Here is a 19,858-nt window from a genome sequence, read left to right as displayed (position 1 = left end):
GACATGCGGCAACGCACTAGCTTCCGTGACATGATCCGCAACCTCCACAATCCGTGGCCGCTTCACTCGCTAGTTCGAGGCGTCACTTGACGTCCGAATCACTTTCAACACCAGATCAGAGACGAAGTTACACGGCACCTCAGACTTGCAGTCCCTCGGGCGATCTCTATTGTCCGCAGGTAAGCTAAACCACGAAATCGCATAATTGGCGTCGGCGCTATCAGGTGCCGCGTCCCCAATGGCGACAGGACGAATATTCAGCTCGGCGCCCTTCGGGGCCTGACGATCCTTGATGGCAATTGTCGGCGCCCATACGCTTGCACCAAGCACTTGTCGAGCCTTGAGTGAATCGTCATCGTACACAAACGTCTTCGTACCGATATCCCGTTGATGAACCTGTTCGATCAGGCGACCGTTTCTCATCTTCACGCCTGAGAAATTGATCTCACTCGGAATCGTCCCGCCGCCCCTCGGGTCCCACCGATAGGTCCATTGGGTCGCTGGCACTGACTTCCACCCGTTGTTTTCTCGTCTGGCGTGGAACAACTGTGTAGCACCGGTCGAATCGAATTTCAGGTATGAGATGACCGGGCGGCCTGTTGCATCGAACCCGATCCGCACATTGTTGATCAGTCCGCTACCCTTCGGAATGGCGTCCACAACTTCAGCTGTGGCTGGCGTAATAGGCAATGGTACAACCTCTCCTCGACTATTCCTCCAGGTGCGCAGATCAGAGCTCTTCGCATAACTGACGTTAAAGTTGGTTTCGACTCTGTAGGTCTCCCGCCAAACCCAAGCTACGTGGAAGAAGCCGTCCGGCCCTAACTGGTAATCCGAATGGTACGCGTTGACTGTGCTCTTTCCCGAGTTCGGAGCGAAGATCGGCTGGTCTGTCCAGCGGACCCACCGCGAACCTTCCAGCCGGTTGATCAATTCAATACCGTTGCCACTCCGGCCAGATCGGTATGAATATCCGAGCGCGCCATCAGCGAAGCGAAAAAAATACGGATAGGTTGTTCGGGCCTCGTCCGTTCCGGTCATCGGTCGTAGCGCATCAAGTCCAGTCAATCGATCCGGGCCGTCTGTTCGGGCATAAATCAACGGAGACACATGCATATTCCCCGATACATGCAGTCGGTTCTTGTCGTCCAGCACGAGGGAAATATAGTTGTGCTCGTCCCATCCCTCGAAGCGAGACGGAACCCTGACTTTCTCCTTGTCACCGGTGCATTTATTGATTTGCGCAACGGTGAGCCAGCGATCAGCGTCGTAGTAGGCAACGTAGACGAATTTCTTGCTTTCGAGCGAAGCGAACTCGACGTGCGCGCTCCCCCAGACCTGATCGATCGGCAGTTCTCGCGGCAGACCCTTGCAAGTATCGATGTCGCTGCCCGCAAACGACGAGGTTGAAAAAGCCATCGCCGCTGCAACAGCAAGACATTCGATCAAATATCTCGGCATCTCAACCCCTCTTTTGAGCAAAATCCACTTTTTCCATCGTTCAAGAACTCTTCAAACTGACGCTACAAATTTCGCAAGAGTTCCACTCACCACCCCAGCGACTTGCCTGTACCGATCCTTGCGTTTCCTACATTTGACTAAGTTCCGCAGCTCTCACATCGTATTCACGAACCGCCGCCTGAACAGCGCTATGCAGATCTTTGATTGCAGAAGACGAGAATGCTTCCCGAACTCGCCCCGGATAATCAGGATGCAATTTTTCGAGCGCGGCATTACCTTCGGCAACCAACTTGGCTTTCTCACCCTTGAAGCTGGCAGTTCGTACGTGGAATACGAACGACCACGGAGACAGAAGATTTTTATAACCAGCCTTCAGTCCACGCATGCAGAAGTCATTTTCCTCTCCATAGCCTCGCGGAAATGCTTCCTCATCAAATGCTCCAATCTTGTCGACAAGTTCCCGCTTGATATACATACAGAAGCCATTGCCGGTCGGAAGTTCGATCGGATCTTTAGGCGTACTCCCCGACAGAACCACGGACGCATATTCGTCATACGACATGCTGTCCGGTTTCGGATTCGCTCGACCTGGAACAGGAAACGAAAATGCGCCTGCGTTGTCACTCATGGCAGTCACCGTGCCGACCGAGTCGGGCCCATACGCTGCGATTCTCAGTCCAAGTAACCAATTCGACGTCACCACCGTATCGCTGTTCAACAGAACGACGTCATCCGTACCGGCGAGCTTCAGCCCTCTATTGACCGTTTTCGTATAACCGATGTTTCGCTCGTTACGAACGACGGTCACATTGCCCACGCCGTCGAATTTCGAGAGAGCGGGAAACACTTGCTGATCCGGACTTCCATCATCGATAACGAGCAAGCGCGTATGTTGCGGGTCCGTATTTGCGATGACGCTTTCGATGCACGCTATCGACTCGTTCAGTGCGTTATATACAGGAACGATTACCGTGACATCCCGACTAACTGCGTGTGACGGAAAACGCCCGTATCTTTCCGTCGCGAGCTTGAGCATCTGCTTGGCTTGGTCTGCAGCCCGCGATACTTCATTCACGACCTGCTCTCGTCGGAGAATTTTCGAGAACGCCTTGCCGAGGTTGCCTTGAAGCGTTGCAGGGGTGTATTTCTCGAGGACAAATTGCCGCCCTGCCTCGCCGAAGGTGTCTATCAGTGCCGGGTTCGCACAGAGCGCCCTGACCTTCTGTGCAACCTGTGCAACATCCCGATATGGAACCAAGAATCCTGTTTTCCCAGATTGGACGAGCTCGCCCAATGCACCCCAGTCGTACGCGATAACGGGGCGTCCTGCCGATAGCGCTTCGGCTACCGTTCGTCCGAACGATTCGGCAAACAACGACAGGTTGAGGACCACATTGACACCCACTAGCGCCTCACGAGGCGTTTGTTTGTATCCTGCAAAAACCACATTTCGTGGAATCCGTCCACTCTCCTGAAGCGCCATGAGCTCGCTTATTTCCTTTCGCTCTGGCCCAACCAACCAGAATCTCGCCGCCGGGGCGATTCTTTCGCAAATTCGAGCCACCTCGACAAGATCATAGATCCCCTTTTTCGGGATATTGCTGCTGATCAGCGCGAATGTGATCTCCCCCGGATAAATGGGGTTGGGCACATCAAGGCACGTCAGATCGACGACGTTTGGTGCTACAAACGTGCGATCCGGGTGTCCCAGCGCCTGAGCAGTCGTCCTCGAGTTCGCCACGACGTAGTCGGCGCTCGCATACACGTGGCGGGCGATGTCCTCGGGCGACATCCCGATAGCCTTCGAAAGATGCTCATCATTCGAAATCATTTCCCGCACGTGAACGACGCTGGGCACGCCACACTCCCGAGCAGCCAGCAACGGCTCCCGGATAACGATCGTGTTGACGTAGACGGCATCGATCGAATGCTTTTTAACGATGGCAGAGAATCGTTCCACGGCAGATCGCGACATCGGTACTTCTTTTTGCCAGTGGTGATACTCGAAAACATATAGCGCATGGACGTACTGTAGAACCTCTGCCAGATACTCCTCATTGCCGAAACCCGGAAAGGTTGCAACGACGTTGAAACCGCATCCGTTCAACGCGACGAGCATATCCAGGAAGCTTCGCTCACCTCCGAACAACTGCGTTCCGGCCGCGTGCGCACACAGGAGCAGCCACGGCGCATCCGGCCGGATCGACCGCTTTCCGCCGACAAACGTATCTCGCTTAGGCACAACAGCGTCACCCGATACGTCCGTAATAGGCCAGGACACGGCGTGCTCCCGGTCAAGGGGGGGCCGTGTCTCGGCGCGAGCGACCACAGGACGATAGACCGCAATACCCCTCTCCAGATTTCTTTCCGAATCGACTCGCCACTCCTTCACGACGTACCCATCCTCCGCATAGTAGGAGAAGTCGTCAGGCGTGTGCTTTTCCGACCATCGCGCAATAAATTTTGCTCGATTGTGCGCAATATATTTTCCGCGGCCGGGCGTCTTGCCTTCATAGTGAATCACCGTGGCGTCTGCGGCGTACCAACAATGTCCATGAAAGCGCTCTCTGAGCCTGAGGCATAGATCGATGTCCTCTTGCCCGTTGATGAATACAGGATCGAATCCTTCGATTTCCGCAAAATCCTCGCTGCGCAGCGCTATACAGGCAGCCGTAATGGCCTGGAACGGCCGACTCTTGTTGATGCACTCGGCATCCCCCGGAAATTCCACGTATATCGGATAGCCGAGGGCACTCCATCGCGAAAACACCACCCCGCCACATTGCAGCGTTCCGTCCGGGAACAGGAGCTTGGGCTGGACGGCCATGACCTTTGCATCCGCAAGGGGCTGTACCAATTTTTCCAGCCATCCATTCGTGACCGTCGTATCGTTGTTCAGAAACACGACTGACTTCCCGCTTGCGTGCGCAAAGCCGACGTTGCAGCCAAGGGCAAAATTCAGGTTCTCCCAATTTCGCACGACTTTGACCCGCGTACCGCTCTTGAGCTTTTCGACCTGCGCCGCCGTAACTGGGTCGCTGCCATTGTCGACGAGAATGACTTCCCATGACAGCGTAGAATCCGCGTCCAATATCGATTGCACGCATTTCACGGTGAGCTCGGGTTGGCCATACACAGGAATCACGATAGACACGTCGAGCGTGCGAGGCTTCCGAGATTCCGCGGCGAGCCGATTCCAGTCGATCAGCGTCCTGTTCAGTACTTCGAACCGAAACTGCGGCTCCCTCTCAGGCTCGCTGAACAGCAACCTGCCCTCTCGCGCACCGCTGGACAGATAATGGAACAACGGCTCAACCCTGTGTCGCCTGACATCCTGATTCTGAGACAGATATTGTGTCGGACTGAATGACTTGACCGGACGCTTTCCGCTGAAGCAACCGATCAGAATGTAATGCGCCAACGCATCGACATCCATCGGCAGTTCTTCGGAATACTGAAATCTGTAAAGCGCTTCGTCAAAGACCCCCGCCTTCCGGATCGCGTCCACATATCGCGCAAGACTAGCTCGATGCGCAAGAGCGGCACCTACGTCAGCCTTGCCGACGAAAGCGGAATTGTTCGTCAACTGAAGCGTGCAATTTCCTTCGCCGCTGCTCGAGCCGTGCAGCAGGCCGACGCTGCCTCCGTAAATGGTCGGCAGTAGCCCGAATGCGCGCTCTAATGCGTGTTCGAGTTTTCCGTCCTTATTATTCGCAGCCTGCTGGTCCGCGATATGAAAGGTTGCATACTCGCAAATTTTTTCGAGCAGTTCGGGGCGAACCCAAAACATCGTTCCAGCAAAAAATCCCCAGTCCGTCTCGGGAATGTCCCTCCCATAGCTCTCCCTCAAGATGCGCGAAACGTTCGTCTTGTTCTCGTACATCAGTCTGGGCGCCGATTGATACAGCATCGCTGGTCCTGCCAGGCAGAGTTCCGGATGCTCATCGAATGCGCGAACCACAGAGGAAAAGGAGTCGTCGGAACCCAGCAAGCTGTCGAGCATCACATTTCGCCACACCACCGCAGATTCGTCATAGCCGCGCTTGGTGTGAATCTTGCACACAGCCATGTATCGCTCGTTGATCAACGTAGGAATCACCGAGAGAAATGGGAGGATGTCCATCCCGCGATTGGGACCAAAGGCGAATCGCGCATTCGGGAAACTGCGAAGAACATTTTCGTGCGCGCTCGACGCGAGTTCAACAGGCGCCGTCACAAAAAGGTCGAAAGCGGTACCGATTCGCTCCAATCGCCCACAAATTTCCGGCCAGATCTCCGGATAAAAATAGTGGACGACGACGGCAATTCGACCGGACACGCCACTGCGCCCTGCGTTCGCCCACGGACGAGCGCCTGCCGATCCAGCGGCGCCCCCAGTCGCAAGCTGGCGTGCGTCTACACCTCCCCGGTCATTCGTTGTCTCAGATCCCGGATGGCGTGCGTCTGCGGTGTTCAACAGGTATTGCAGCGTCTCGCGAACATTTGCGTCCAAGCTGTTGAGAAGGAGTTCACCGCCTTTCGACAGGGGTAAATTGCGGTATTGCTCGACAGCCTGACGCAGGCGAAGCACATTTGTGTCGTGGCCAAGCTCGGTATGAAAATAGGCACGCCCGGCCTCGCTCAAGCGGTCAGCAGTACCGGAATCACTCAATACCTGCCCCAGCTTGGCACTCAACGTTTCTGGCGTAACCGCCAGAAGCGCGCCTCGCGCAAAGACATCGACCAGCGCCTGGGTCTCGCTTGCCAGAACAGGCATGCCGACGGCCAACGCGTCAGAGAGCTTGGCCGGAATCTGACGCTGTGCAACAGCCGAACCGACATCCTGCAACAGAACGCAGACGTCCCCTACCGCAGCGATTTCTGGAGCACTTTCGATGGGTTGATTGCCGATGAAAAGGTATTCGACACCGGCAATCGCTTGCAATCTCGCCTTCAGTGCCGCATCGGAGAATTCGCCGACTATGACGAACACCAAGTCATTCCGCTTGAGTGCCGCTATGGCCTCGGCTGTTTCAAGCAACCCCTTGTGCGTCCTCGGCGTACCGAAAAACAGTACGACCTTCTTCTCTTGCGGCACACCGTGCTTTTCCCGGCACTTTCGCTTGAACTCCGGAGATGCATCAAAGAGCTTTTCATTCCGCGCATGCTGAATGACTTGGCCGCCGTAGCGCTGCTTGAGAACGGTGTTCGAAACAGTAACGCCGTCGAAAGATTCTGCAAGCCCGACGGCCAGACGCGTCCAGTTCTTCCCCGCAAGGTCTGCTAGAGCAGGCAGTTGATGGTGTTTCTGGATGTATTCGTCAATGCCGACAGACGCGTCGTCGCCAAAAAAGGCAAGTTCGTCGTCGTCGACGTCAACGATGACCTTGGCACCCCAAATCAGCTTGTAGAGAATCCCCAGGAAGATATTCGGGGCTCGCGGCTTGGACAGATGCACGATGTCGCAAGGATGGTCCGCAACCAGTTCGATCGCCTGATCGATATAGCGCGACTCGTCGTCCGCCACGAAGCAGTGCTTCGCGATCCGACTTCCTCGAATAGGCTCCCAGATCTGTCGCCCGTACTTCGGAAATATGCTGCCGACGATTTCCACGTCCGCGAAGTCTTCGTACAACATTGCCAGCGTGTACGCACGCCCGGCGGGATTGCGCCCGAGATCCCAACCACACACGCCTACACGCGGTTTTTTGACACATTGGCGCTCTCTCAGGTACTTCCTCCGCGCCAAAACGAAATTCGCCGAGATGTGCTTGGCCAACCCCGGAGCCTTGAGCAACACCCGTGCGTAGTGGCGAATAGCGTCTTCGAAGTTTCCCGCCCGCATCGATGCGTTGCCAAGTGCGAGAGACGTATCCAGATTTTTCATATTTTTTTGGACTTAGTTTTTAAATTTGAATTGAATGTCCAGCAGTGTGACGGGCCCATTCGTCTGCCGCCAGCCGATGTCATGACTGGGTTGCTCGTTGTACTGCAGCAACATACTCAATACGTTTTCCTGCTCCCACCGCAATCGGTCGATTACGGGTTCCGCGAACCCGAGATCCTCATCCCACAGAACCCGGGTGTTGTCTTGATGCCAGGTGTACTCGGGGGCGGCCAGTACTGTCGCAACCATTCTTCCGTCGCTGTGATCTCCGCGAGTAATGATGTACGCGTTGTCCAGGCGGTCGATAACGATTTCCGGCCGACTGATCGGGATCTGCAGCGTTCCACCACCTTGCAACGCAAATGGCTCAACGCGTTGCGATACGATCTGGTGATGCCATTGCTTACCGTCGTACCGCAAGTGTTGATACTGCGGGATGCCGTTTGAATCATCGGCATAAAAAACGATATGCGGACGATTGCAGCTATCGAGCGCCATGCTGCATTGATTAATGAGGTTGCTGCCCGGAGACACCGGATGAACCGTTTCAGCATTTACCGGCGTAATCGGAAGCTGGTAGCCTCGCCCTTTGGACGTTACCCAACTGACCCCATTGTCTAGCGAGCAGGCGTAGCCGATATTGATGTTGTTGACTCGCTCCTCCACACCGAGCGTATGTGTACGCCAGACAAAGCTCAGGTGAAGGCTGCCGTTCCGACCGATAGCCGGGTGGTTCCAATAGGCGTTACTGGTCCACGGTTTCGACTCGCTACCGCTCAAAACAGGTGTCGGATGGTCCGTCCAACCCGCGGATGCCTCGTCGTAGGTCTTGAGACGCGCGGTGCCATTGTTGTGTACGCCATCGCGATATAGCAGCGTCAACGGAAAGCCATGATGCGGCTGCATGAAAGTCGGGTAGGTTACCTTCGTTTCAGCCTCTCCAGTCATGGGCAGTTCGTCGGTCCAACTCGATATATCGTTGGGTCGAGTGCTTCTGCGATATCGCAACTGCGTAGCGTGGTGATCGTAACAAATGTGCAGATGGTCAGCGCGATCGATACCGAGACTGATGCTGTTGTGAGCGTCTGCCAAATTGTATTCACCATACAGGTCAAACGTCTGCAGATCATCTGTCTCCAGATCACGGCGCACGACGCGCAGCGTATGCGCATCGACATAAAAGGCCGTGATTTGCTTTCCCTGATGAGTCAGAACACCGTGGTGGCGAAAGATAACCGTATTGATCGTATTTCCGGCCCAAGCATCACCTAGATCGAACTCAGCCAGCTTGACGACATGAAAACGTCGTGTGGATGAGTGCGAGAAAGGTCGATCCGATCGCGCAACGCTTTCCAGCTCTCTTTCAAGATGACCGGGCGCTACGCCAAGTTCGCTGCACTGCTGGTGGATTCGTGCCTTGGTCAATAGCGATCGGTCGGCCTCCGGTGTACCGACAGCAATGGAAGATTCGAAATGAGCGAGCGCCCGCGGCAGATTACCGGCCACAGCGGCGGCACGCCCCAAGCTGTTATGAACGCCTGCTGCAAGAATCTGGCAAAGGAGCTTCTGGCTGATCCCCCAATCCTGGGCGAGTCGAATGAACTGTTTGGCTTCGGCGATTTGCCCGGTTTGCAGGCGGCCTGCCGCTGCAAGCAGGGCCAGCTTGGCTCGATCCGGATGGTGCTGCAAGACACCGCGCCCGAGTTGGGCGAGGCTGTGCCAGTCGCCGAACTGCCATTGCGTGCGCGCACGCTCCAGCAGATTCTCGTCGTAAGGAACAACGGCGGAATCGATCTCGACTACCGTGACGGGCTGTGCAGATTCCTTCGCCGCCGTCGTATAGCGAACGGACGCGGATTTCTTTCTCATAACCCGGACTCTCGAAGCAGAATATCCTTGATCAGGTCGAGTTGAGCTTCGGCCCGAACCATCTCCTCTTGCACAATCTTCTGACGCGCCGCCAGCTCCGCCTCGTACACCTGACGACTTTGAATCAGTTGTTCCAATACGTTGACTCGCGCGAGGCGTTCAGTTGCCTGCCTGGCAGAGTCATTATGTTGCCCAGCGAGCACCGACTTCTCCTGCTCCAGCTGTGCCCTGGCTTGCTTCAAGGCTTCGATTTCGTGACTGCGTTCGGCCATCTGCTTAGCGGCCTCTTCGTACCGACCAGTGAGCGCTGCCTTATCCTGCTCCAGTTGTGCCTTGGCCTGCTTGAGAGATTCAACCTCTCGGCTGCGCTCTCCAGATTGCTTCGCGGCCTCTTCGTACTGCCTTGCCAGCAGGAGCTTGCTCTGCTCCAGTTGCGCCCTGGCTTGTTTCAGCAATTCGACCTCCTGATACCGCTCGGCAGCCTGCTGCGCAAGTTCCTGATGTCGGCTCGCAAGTGCCACCTTGTCCTGTTCCAGAAGTGCATTCGCCTGCTTCAGCGCTTCGACCTCACGACTTTGCTCGGCCGCTTGCTTCGCCGCTTCTTCTTGCTGCCCCACCAGCATCAGTTTGTCCTGCTCCAACCGGGCGTTGGCAGTTTGCAGTGCTTCGACCTCCTGACTGCGCTCGGCCACCTGTCTAGTAGCGTCATCATGCTGGCCGATCAGGGCCGCTCGGTCTTGTTCCAATTGCGCATTGGCCTGTTTTAACGCATCGACTTCCCGGGCACGTTCAACCGACTGCTTGGTCGCATCTTCACGTTGCCTCGCCAGCGTCGCCTTGTCCCGCTCCAACTGCGTTGCGAGTTGCTTGAGTGAGTCGATCTCGCGGCTACGCTCGACCATCTGCTTCGCGGCCTCCTCACGTTGAGCCACCAGCTTCGCCTTGTCCTGCTCAAGCTGCACGTTAAGTTGTTTCAGCGTGTCGATCTCGCGGCTACGCTCGACCATTCGCTGCGTCGCTTCTTCGCGCTGCTGCGCGAGTACCAGCCCTTCTTGCTCCAGTTGAGTGTTGGCACTCTTCAACGCATTGGTTTCCTGAACACGTTCAGCGACTTGCTTCGCGACATCTTCATGCCGCCCCATCAAGACCGCATGGTCCTCTACCAATTGCATGTTGACCTGTTTCAATGCATCGACTTCACTGCCGCGCTCAGCCAGCAGTTTCTCGGCCGCCTGATGCAGACCGGCCAAAGTCGTCTTGTCCTGCTCAAGCTGCGCGTTGAGTCGCCTCAGTGCTTCGACTTCGCGGTCGCGCTCGGACGCATGCTTCGCTGCAGCATCGTGCAAATCGGCCAGTACAATCTTGTCTTTCTTGAGCTGCGCCATGATGCGCTCCAGCGCATCGACTTTCCGCATCTGCTCAGTCGCCTGTTTTGCGACCTTTGCGTACCGCATCTCCAGCGCCGACTTTTCCTGCTTGAGTTGCACCTTGGCTTGCTTCAGCACTTCGACCGCACGAGTACGGTCCGCCGCTTGCTTTGCAGCCTCGCGGTGCTGCCAAGTCAATGCCACCTGTTCTTGCCCAAACTGGGCGTTGGCTTGCTTCAGGCTCCTGATTTCCAGGGCATATTCATGCACCTGCCTAATGGCCTCGTCATGCCGGGCCGTAAGCGCCAATTGGTCCTGCTTGAATCGAGTATTGAGCTGCTTCAATTCCTCGACTTCGCTCGCCCGTTCACGAACCTGCCGAGCGACCTCTCCGTAGAGATCTGTCAACGACTGCTTGTCCTGTTCGAGCCGGGCGTTCGCCTGCTTGAGCGTCTCGTTTTCGTCGCGAAGCGAATCGAGCTGCTTCGATAGCTCGTCCCTTTCCTGTACCAGGCCGCTCAACTGACGCTCAATCTCGGCGCGGCGCTCCGAAAACCCGATCTTCTGCTTGGCCTCGCGCTGCAGCGCGTGCCGTGCCTCATGGCGCAATTGGGCAGCCTGCCGGCCTTCCGACTCGCTAAACTGAATGTCAGAAGGCAGGACGTCCAGCATGGCACTCGCTTCGATGACGTCACCCGCTTCATGAAGTCGGAACGCGAGCCATTTCAATCGGTAAGGCTTCGGATCCAGTGCATACGCGCGACGTGCAGCTTCAGCCGCGCACAGGCGATCACCTTTCATCAGATACCGCGCCAACGCAGTGTATCCGTCGGCCTGCATGGCGGGCGAACTCGACGTCTGCGACATAAGCTTGTCGACCGCGTCGAAACTCCCCGCACCGTACGCGTCGATGATCTTGTCGAATCCTTTTCCACCGAGCGATTCCGGAGGTGTCTGCCGACTATATGACCGCCAGATCCTCCAGAGCTTTCCAGGCAACGTCGCAATCGAGCCCGGGGAATCCGCGCCCTCGATCAGCAAGTCCCCCAGCTTCGAATTCAATGCATTGCGAGACTCGGTCTGATGGACTTGCCGCTGAACGTCCACCAACGCATGTAAACGCCGGCTTTCCGCCAACGCTTCGGGCAGTTCATCGTCCACCCAGCCCCAACCGGTCGCACCACCAGCTTGCGGCTCGGCTGCAAGGTCGCCCGAAAACGGCTTATTCTGCAGATGGTGATGCTCGAGCGCCTCCTGAACCTGATGGAGTTGCAGGAGTAACAGCTCGTTTTCTTCTCCCATCTCGTGGAGACGAGACTCGAGATCATCCTGAATATTCTGGTTCATTATCATTTATTTTGCGTTTTTCCAGACACCACGCGTGTCGACAAGCAATTGCCTGCCGCCAAGCTCGGGCTTCAAGTTTTTGAACTCTGCATGATCGACAAGCAGGACGAGGACGTGAGCCTCCGCAATCGCATCATCCAGTGCGGACAATGTTGCTCTTCCCGCTGCAAGCTCATCGGGTAACGTTTGAAGGTTCGGTTCCACGATCGCGATTTTTCCGCGATGGCAATTCGCGAGCGCCTGCGCAACTTCAAGGGCCGGGCTTTCGCGCAAATCGTCGATATCCGCCTTGTATGTGATACCGAGGCAAGCAACACAAATTTCCTCGGCCGGGACACCCGAACGGGACAGCACTTCGACAGCCTCACCGACCTTGCGAATAACCCAGTCCGGCTTCGCGTCGTTGACACTGCGTGCAGCACGGATAAGCGTCGCGTCCTGCGGTGCGCCGTCCACGATGAACCACGGGTCGACCGCAATGCAGTGCCCCCCCACCCCGCACCCCGGTTGCAAGATATTGACGCGGGGATGCCGGTTTGCCAGCTTGATCAGTTCCCAAACGTCGATACCTTGCTTGTCGCAAATCATCGACAGTTCATTCGCAAAGGCGATATTGACGTCACGGAAACTGTTTTCGGCGAGCTTGCACATTTCAGCAGTGCGAACATCCGTGACAATGCAGTCGCCTTGTACCACTAAGCTGTAAAGCGCAATCGCCGCCTTGGAGCAACTCGCGGTCATCCCGCCGATCACACGGTCGTTAACGACCAGTTCATGCACGATGCGGCCAGGTAAGACGCGCTCGGGACAGTGAGCGATCCGAATATCGGATGCTTCTCCAGTCTGTTGCGGAAAAGTAAGATCCGGGCGGATTTCTGCCAACCAGTTCGCCAGCAATTCGGTCGCACCGACCGACGATGTCGATTCGAGAATGACCAAGTTGCCCTTGGCCAGCACGGGCGCAATCGATTTGGCCGCAGCCTTGATGTAGCTCAAATCCGGCCTTCGGTCTGCCGTCAGCGGCGTCGGCACGGCAATGATGAACGCATCGGCAGGCTCGACGTGAGTCGTCGCGCGCAGGTAACCGGCACCCACCGCGGCGTGAACCAGAATGTCGAGTTCTGGTTCGACAATATGGATATTCCCTCGGTTAATGGTATCGACGACATGCGAAGACACATCGACGCCAATAACCCGAATCTTGCGCGACGCGAATAACGTAGCAGTCGGCAGGCCTATGTAGCCGAGGCCAATTATGGAAATCGTATTCAACATGCGTTCACCAAAATATCGCGGATGCGCTGGGCAGCATTGCCATCGCCGTAGGGGTTGGCCGCCCGGGCCATGGCGGCATATCCAATCGGATCGTCGAGAAGTCTGCACGCCTCCGCAACTATTGCCGCTTGGCTAGTGCCGACGATCCGCACCGTGCCGGCGGCCACCGCTTCCGGACGCTCCGTCGTCTCACGTGTCACAAGCACCGGCTTGCCCAAGGCCGGCGCCTCCTCCTGAATTCCACCCGAATCCGAAATCAGCAGCGTGGCTCTGTCCATCAGGTAAACAAAGGGCAGATAGTCCTGCGGCCCCATCAGATACACGCCCGGAACGTCGCCGAGAAGGCGATATACGGACTGTCGGACCCGAGGATTGAGATGGACCGGAAAGACGATTTCCACGTCGCCACGCCGGACAATTTCCCGCAATGCGTAGCACACGGAGTCGAGGCCACCGTCCAAATTCTCTCTGCGATGTCCGGTGACAAGAATCAAACGCTTCTTCGGATCGAGAAAACCGAAACGCGAATCAAGCTCGCTGCGCTGTGCAGTGTCGTCACGCATCTTTGCTGCCGTGGCCAGAAGGGCATCGATAACTGTATTTCCGGTTATGTGGATACTCGATTCAGCAATGCCTTCCCGCAGCAGATTGTCACGAGCGCTGGATGTCGGCGCGAAATGGTATTTGGCCAGAACGCTCGTCAACCTGCGATTTGCCTCCTCCGGCCAAGGAGCTAGCATGTCACCGGTCCGCAGACCGGCCTCGACGTGCCCGACTTCGATCTGTCGATAGTGTGCGGACAGAGCGGCGGCAAGCGTGGTCGACGTGTCTCCCTGCACCAGAACCAGATCCGGCCGAGCCTCACTCAATACGATGTCGAGGCCAGCCAGCGCTCTGCTCGTCATCCCGGTCAGCGTTTGATCCGGTGCCATGACGTCAAGATCGTAGTCGGGACAGATGCCGAAAAAATCGAGCATGGAGTCGAGCATCTGACGATGCTGTGCCGTTACGCAGACTTTCGTCTCGATCTCAGGTTCATTCCTCAGTACACCGACCAATGGTGCCATTTTTATCGCTTCTGGCCGGGTTCCAAGGATAATCAAGGCCCTCATTGAATCCCCCGAAACTCAATCTACGTGATCACGAATGATGCTTTCCAACAATTTCAAAACCCCAATCAAGGAGGTAGCAAGCAGCAGAGTCAGAAATGCGTTATAGAGTCGCTTCGGCTGCAATGGATAACTCGGTCTCGTTGGTGCTTGCAGGATTGAAACCATCTTGAGCGTGCGGGCTGCGTCCATCCGCCCTTTCTCAAGCGCCGAAAGCGCAGTTTTGTACAAGTCCTGTGCAAAACTCACCTGCATCTGTAGGCGCTGGAACTCCTCTACGGTGTAGTTGAGCGTCCCTTTCGACGGTGACGCCAGTTCAGCCCGCTTTTGCGCGATCTGCTTTTGAAGCGCGTTGAGGTTGTTCCGGAGCATCACCACGGTGGGCTGATCCGGGCTCAACGTTGGAGGCAATGAAGCAATTTGCGTCTGCACATCAACTTTTTGCGCTTCGAGCTTGTCAATCAGCGCATTCTGGCTCTCGGCCGTTGCCTGTGGAGCCATTAACCCCTTGCGGTTCTGAAAATCGATCAGCGTATGCGTCGCATCTAGAAGACCGCCATGCGCCAGCGTCACCTGCCGCTCGAGGAAGCGCACCTGTGACAAAGCCAATTCATGATCAATCTGATTCATGTGTGCTTCACCTTCGCGAACCATGAAATTGACGATTTCCTGCGCAGTCTTCGAATCATAGGCTTGTGCCTGGATGCGCAATACACCGCTGTAGTCGTCGTACTCGACATCGATACGCGACAGCCAGTAGCGATAGAACCACTCCATCGGTGCGTTTTTGAACCACATCCGCGAAATAGGATCTCGATGTCCATCGCTGAAATGAGAGCGCAAATCCAAAGCGGCATCCAGCTTCTTAAGAACATCTTCCGACAGAAGATATTCGCGCAACAGCAGCTGATCACCGCGATTGGGACCACCAGCACCGGGAACGAGCGTTGATACATCGACACTCGGACTGCTGATCTGATCGGTGGATCGGATGATCACATTCGCATCCGATACAAATCGATCGGAAGCGATGAACAGCCAATACACGGTGGCAAGAACCGCATAAATCAAGATCACCTTGATAATCAGCCGAAATACTTCCATCGAGAAAAGCGTCGACTTCCCTCTTCCATATACCGCAGCCAGCTTGGCACCAATGCGCCCACTTCTGCTCACTGTTAGTTCTTTCATACCAAGATAGCGTCCTTATAAGCCCTCAATGCCTCATCAAGTTCGTCGAACCAATATGCCTTACCGCCATTGATCCAGATACCGGACTGGCAAAACTGTTTTAGCGTACCTTCGTCATGGGACACCATGATCACGCTAGCCCGATCAACCTTATTCTTGAAAGCATCAGCGGCTTTTTTTCTAAATCTAGCATCGCCCGCAGCCGTCACTTCGTCTGAAATATATACATCGAACTCGAAAGCAATCGACAGCGCAAACTGGAGACGCGACCGCATCCCAGACGAATACGTCTGCACGGGCTCATCAAATGAATCACCCAGTTCGGTGAAGTCCTGAATAAACGAGAGTCGATCCTTCAATTCTTCTTCACGACCGTACACCCTGCAAACGAACTTCGCATTCTGACGCCCGGTCAGCGTCCCTTCCAACCCCCCTCCACCTACTGGCCAGGATACGCGACAGCGTCGCTCAACTCGTCCCTTTGTCGGGTAATCAACGTTCCCAATAATACGCAGCAGCGTCGACTTGCCCGCACCGTTCACACCGATCAGGGCAATATTCCGTTTCGGCGGGATCGTCATACTAATACCCTGCAGCACCCACTTGCCGGCTCCGTGCTCTGTCAGATATCGCTTATGAACATCTTCGATAATGATCATTTCATCACCAGCTTTTTTGCAAATCGCCGATAGAGCATCAGACCCACAAGCATAAATATAATCCCGCCTTCATATAGATAGGCAAGACTCACTTCGGGGAGCGTATGATATGAGGACAAAAATCCGAGCCGCAGCAACTCAACGCCATGCACAACCGGATTAATTAGCAATATTTCACGATACGGCGTTGGTACCAGCGCAATCGGAAACATCGCCCCGGAGATATAAAACAATGGCAAAAAAAGTATTTTGAAAACGTGGTCGAGCTCCGGCACGAATTTCATCGCAACCGAAGTAATCAAACCAAAGCCTAGCGCAAACAGCCACAGTCCAAAAATACTGGCTATCATCAGCAACGGATCTGCCGGCAGAAAAACCGGATTCAGCATACCCGGCGTGATCATCCGACCCGCAGCGACAGCGATGAAGAAGATGACGATTGAAATCGGAATCATCAAAAACAACTCGAGAACAGCCCGCATGAGCGCCGCATCGAATGGCTTGACCTGCCGGTATACGAAGAAGGCCTTATTGCAGTCGATCCCATGCAATACCTGAACCCAAGTACGCCGCCAAAGCAGAAATCCAATGAAGCCGGCGATGATCCACATGGTTATCTCGATTCCGCCAATCTGGTGAATGTGGAACGTGATATATCCAAAGGCGTGGATCGCAATATAGAACACGGGCTCGATCAGCAGCCAGAGCCAAGCCGCCCGTGCTTCAAAGAGGCGATCCAACGCCTCGCGCAGAAACATCGCGCGCCAGACCGAAACCGTAATCTCCATCGGAGTACGCACGTTTCCGTCCATGGCGCGTTACTCCAGTTCCCGGTTAATGGTAGCCGCCGGGCTGGCGACCATCACAACGAGCGTAAGGAACTTCTTGAACTCAACCTCGGGCGAGTTCGAGACGTAAATCACGTCATGATTCTGAATCGGGAAGTTCTGTGTCACGAAGAACGCTGCTGGATCCCGCAGGTTGATCTCGTAGACCACCGGCACGGTGCCGTTGATGGCCCTGACCGCCTTGTCCTGCGCATCGACCAGCTTCGCGTCTTCGAACCGGAACACGAACACGCCGCGCGCGTCGGCGCGGTTGTCGTTGAGGCCACCCGAACGCGCGAGCGCCTGGGCCAGCGAAATGCCTTGTGCTTCGAAAGGAATCTCGTCGTTCTTGCCCGTTGCACCTAACACCGAAAAGCTCTGCGACTGGAAGAGTGCCGTCACGACATCGCCCGGCTTGAGCACGACGTTCTGGTGCGGATCACGAATGACCGAATCGAGCGGCATCGTCGCGGTGACACTGCCTCGCGAAAGCTGCACGGCCATGCGGTTGACCGACTGCTTCACGCCGCCCGCAAATGCCAGCGCATCGAGCAGACGCTCGCCCTTCGGGGTCAGCGGCATCAGCGCGCTCGTGTTGACTTCGCCCACGACCGTGATGTTCGACGCATTGTTCTTGGTGACGCTGACGAGAACCTGCGGCAGGTTCGCCTTGCCCTTGAGATGGCTGACGATGCTCGACTCGATCTGCTCCGTCGTGCGCCCTTTGACCGGGATCCGCCCCGCGAACGGGATGGTGATCGTGCCGTCCGAGGCCACCATCTGGTTGGGCAGCGTGACGCTGTTGGCCGTGCTCGTCGTCATCGGCTGCGCGGGCGCCAGCGTGCTGAACAGCATCGCCGGCGGCGCCTCCCAGATCGTCACTTCGATGACGTCGCCCGGGCCGATCAGGTAGTTGTTGGTAACCGCACTCGGAAAGATGTTCGCGAATTGGCCCAGCTTCTTGCTGTCGGCAAGTTTCCGCGCCAACGTATCGTTGACGTCCACCAGTTGAATGCCTTCGATCCGTCCGCCGGTTTCCGGCACTTCCTGCACTTTCTGGCGCGACGCACCGGAAGCAGGTATCCAGTCCGGATAGGTTGCACACCCCGAAAGCGCCACAGCGGCAAGAACGGAAATTGCCAATACACTCTTTTTCATGGATCTTGAGGCCAAGACTTTTTACTATTGATTTGCAAGCGTCATTTCCCGGGCGTTCAATCAACGCATCCCCCGAACACCCGAACGCTCATTCCTCAGCCGATTGACTCGATCAGGCCACCGGCGTCTCAAAAATTCTTCACTTAAATTTGCACTCTTTCGGACATTGACGACCGAAAAAGCAACAAATCCCCCCTCTGTGACAACAGAAGAAATGGTTACTGCACGTCGAATCCCGCCACGGATACCTGGCCAGTTAGCGAACGAACGTCGGAAAACCACGGAAAATAACCAACACGACGGCACACCTGCAAAGCACGTCCGGCATTGGCAGCCGGCCGATTGCGCCTGTTATCAGGGGTGTTCGACCGTCTCATGCAATCGAACTGCCCGCTCAGGTTCTTGCGACTTACAGCGCAGGGTCTCCCGACGCCGGCATTATCGCATGGAAGTCGGACACACCCGAAATCACTCTGTAAGTTATAGAATCAGTCCGCATCACGATCGACCGGTAATAAGCGGTAATTAATACGGACTGCATACCCGATTTAACAATGTTCGTGTCGGTGGCAAACGGCATGCGACACGCGGATTGAAACGTTTTACATGCCGCTGCTCCGGCAAGTGCGGTGGTTGTCTCGGTCATGCAGGTCGGTTATAACCGTGCGACGAAAATCGGCCGCAGGCCATTCTTTAAACCCGCCATGGAGCCCCCATGCCGAACCTGGAATCCACCCAACAATTCCTGATGACCCGCGGCCTCGACTTCGGCCTCAACCTCCTCGCCGCGATCGTCCTGTGGTTCATCGGCCGCTGGGCGATCCGCCTCGGCACGCGCCTGCTGGGCAAGGTGGTACGCCGCAGCGGCAAGGTCGACCCGACGCTCACCGACTACCTGACCTCCGTAGTCAGCGTGCTGCTGACGATCCTGCTGATCCTCGCGATCCTGCAGATCTTCGGTGTTCAGACCACGTCGTTCGCCGCCCTGCTCGCCGGCCTCGGCCTCGCGATCGGCACGGCCTGGGGCGGCCTGCTCGCGCACTTCGCCGCCGGCGTGTTCATGCAGGTACTGCGTCCGTTCAAGATCGGCGACGTGATCAGCGCGGGCGGCGTCACGGGCACGGTGAAGGAACTCGGCCTGTTCGGCACGACGATCATCACCGCCGACAACGTCGTGACGATCGTCGGCAACAACAAGATCTTCTCGGACAACATCGCGAACTACAGCGCGACGCCGCATCGCCGCGTGGACCTGACCGCGAAGATCGCGAACGGCGTCGACGCGGCCGATGCGATCAACCGCCTGAAGACGCAGATCCAGTTGATCCCGAACGTGATGAAGGTGCCTGCGCCGGACGTCGGCGTGCTCCAGTTCACGCCGGAAGGCCCGCTGCTGTTCGTGCGTCCGTCGACGCAGCCGGAGAACTACTGGCAGGTGTACTGCGACACCAACCGCGTGATCCTCGAGACGTTCCGCGACGCGCAATACCCGACGCCCGAAACGCCGATCTTCCATCGCACGACCTGACGGTACGGTACGCCCAGCGGTTCGCGGGATTCCGACTGAAGCAGCCGGCGTCAAGCAGCCGGATCGGCCGATACCGCACATCGGCAATCGATCGGACCGCACGAACCGCACGGACGAAAAAAAAGGTTCATCGCAGGAAACCGTGGAGGGTTTGGGAGCGATTGCGTAACCTGACGCCTGACTTTAAGGACGTCAGGAGAG

Annotated in this window: 11 protein-coding genes; 1 reads left to right on the top strand and 10 read right to left on the bottom strand. The window is 56.2% G+C overall.

Annotation, left to right across the window (positions count from 1 at the left end):
- Positions 1–69: 69 nt before the first annotated feature.
- From DIE16_RS31120 to DIE16_RS31075, 10 genes are all read right to left on the bottom strand, one after another.
- Entirely contained in the window at positions 70–1,461 is a 1,392-nt protein-coding gene (locus DIE16_RS31120; RefSeq protein ID WP_082088461.1) for a BNR-4 repeat-containing protein, read from the bottom strand.
- A 127-nt stretch (positions 1,462–1,588) separates the two neighbouring features.
- A complete protein-coding gene (locus tag DIE16_RS31115) occupies positions 1,589–7,327 on the bottom strand; it encodes a glycosyltransferase (RefSeq protein WP_124894051.1) in 5,739 nt (1,912 codons plus the stop codon).
- A 12-nt stretch (positions 7,328–7,339) separates the two neighbouring features.
- The gene (locus tag DIE16_RS31110) at positions 7,340–9,196 is read right to left on the bottom strand and encodes a BNR repeat-containing protein (RefSeq protein WP_124894050.1); all 1,857 of its coding nucleotides are present in this window, start codon (positions 9,194–9,196) and stop codon (positions 7,340–7,342) included.
- The gene (locus DIE16_RS31105; RefSeq protein WP_124894049.1) at positions 9,193–11,910 is read right to left on the bottom strand and encodes a hypothetical protein; all 2,718 of its coding nucleotides are present in this window, start codon (positions 11,908–11,910) and stop codon (positions 9,193–9,195) included. Before DIE16_RS31105 ends, DIE16_RS31110 begins: the two co-directional genes overlap by 4 nt.
- 6 nt (positions 11,911–11,916) lie before the next feature.
- On the bottom strand, positions 11,917–13,185 hold the full coding sequence (wecC, locus tag DIE16_RS31100; protein WP_044844067.1) for a UDP-N-acetyl-D-mannosamine dehydrogenase: 1,269 nt from the start codon (positions 13,183–13,185) through the stop codon (positions 11,917–11,919).
- Positions 13,179–14,297, bottom strand: a complete 1,119-nt coding sequence (gene wecB, locus DIE16_RS31095) for a non-hydrolyzing UDP-N-acetylglucosamine 2-epimerase (RefSeq protein ID WP_124894048.1) — start codon at positions 14,295–14,297, stop codon at positions 13,179–13,181. The genes wecC and wecB overlap by 7 nt, the downstream gene beginning before the upstream one ends.
- A gap of 15 nt (positions 14,298–14,312) precedes the next feature.
- Entirely contained in the window at positions 14,313–15,485 is a 1,173-nt protein-coding gene (locus tag DIE16_RS31090; RefSeq protein ID WP_260434487.1) for a chain-length determining protein, read from the bottom strand.
- The gene (locus DIE16_RS31085; RefSeq protein ID WP_044844064.1) at positions 15,482–16,144 is read right to left on the bottom strand and encodes an ABC transporter ATP-binding protein; all 663 of its coding nucleotides are present in this window, start codon (positions 16,142–16,144) and stop codon (positions 15,482–15,484) included. The genes DIE16_RS31090 and DIE16_RS31085 overlap by 4 nt, the downstream gene beginning before the upstream one ends.
- Positions 16,141–16,956: an ABC transporter permease gene (locus DIE16_RS31080; protein WP_124894047.1), complete on the bottom strand. Its 816-nt coding sequence runs from the start codon at positions 16,954–16,956 to the stop codon at positions 16,141–16,143. Before DIE16_RS31080 ends, DIE16_RS31085 begins: the two co-directional genes overlap by 4 nt.
- Positions 16,957–16,962: 6 nt before the next feature.
- Positions 16,963–18,129: a polysaccharide biosynthesis/export family protein gene (locus DIE16_RS31075; protein ID WP_124894046.1), complete on the bottom strand. Its 1,167-nt coding sequence runs from the start codon at positions 18,127–18,129 to the stop codon at positions 16,963–16,965.
- Between the two features lie 715 nt (positions 18,130–18,844).
- On the opposite strand from DIE16_RS31075, the gene DIE16_RS31070 reads away from it, so the two are divergent.
- Entirely contained in the window at positions 18,845–19,657 is an 813-nt protein-coding gene (locus DIE16_RS31070) for a mechanosensitive ion channel family protein (protein ID WP_124487949.1), read from the top strand.
- Positions 19,658–19,858: the final 201 nt, after the last annotated feature.

The sequence above is a fragment of the Burkholderia sp. Bp9090 genome (assembly GCF_003857985.1).
Taxonomy (GTDB): domain Bacteria; phylum Pseudomonadota; class Gammaproteobacteria; order Burkholderiales; family Burkholderiaceae; genus Burkholderia.
Note: the sequence above shows the minus strand (reverse complement) of the source record. Positions and strands in the feature narration are given on the sequence as shown.

Bases quoted from the DNA above. Each gene is read 5' to 3' on its own strand.
- DIE16_RS31120 (WP_082088461.1), bottom strand. From the start codon at position 1,461: ATGCCGAGATATTTGATCGAATGTCTTGCTGTTGCAGCGGCGATGGCT.
- DIE16_RS31085 (WP_044844064.1), bottom strand. From the start codon at position 16,144: ATGATCATTATCGAAGATGTTCATAAGCGATATCTGACAGAGCACGGA.
- wecB (WP_124894048.1), bottom strand. From the start codon at position 14,297: ATGAGGGCCTTGATTATCCTTGGAACCCGGCCAGAAGCGATAAAAATG.
- wecC (WP_044844067.1), bottom strand. From the start codon at position 13,185: ATGTTGAATACGATTTCCATAATTGGCCTCGGCTACATAGGCCTGCCG.
- DIE16_RS31075 (WP_124894046.1), bottom strand. From the start codon at position 18,129: ATGAAAAAGAGTGTATTGGCAATTTCCGTTCTTGCCGCTGTGGCGCTT.
- DIE16_RS31070 (WP_124487949.1), top strand. From the start codon at position 18,845: ATGCCGAACCTGGAATCCACCCAACAATTCCTGATGACCCGCGGCCTC.
- DIE16_RS31105 (WP_124894049.1), bottom strand. From the start codon at position 11,910: ATGAACCAGAATATTCAGGATGATCTCGAGTCTCGTCTCCACGAGATG.
- DIE16_RS31080 (WP_124894047.1), bottom strand. From the start codon at position 16,956: ATGGACGGAAACGTGCGTACTCCGATGGAGATTACGGTTTCGGTCTGG.
- DIE16_RS31115 (WP_124894051.1), bottom strand. From the start codon at position 7,327: ATGAAAAATCTGGATACGTCTCTCGCACTTGGCAACGCATCGATGCGG.
- DIE16_RS31090 (WP_260434487.1), bottom strand. From the start codon at position 15,485: ATGAAAGAACTAACAGTGAGCAGAAGTGGGCGCATTGGTGCCAAGCTG.
- DIE16_RS31110 (WP_124894050.1), bottom strand. From the start codon at position 9,196: ATGAGAAAGAAATCCGCGTCCGTTCGCTATACGACGGCGGCGAAGGAA.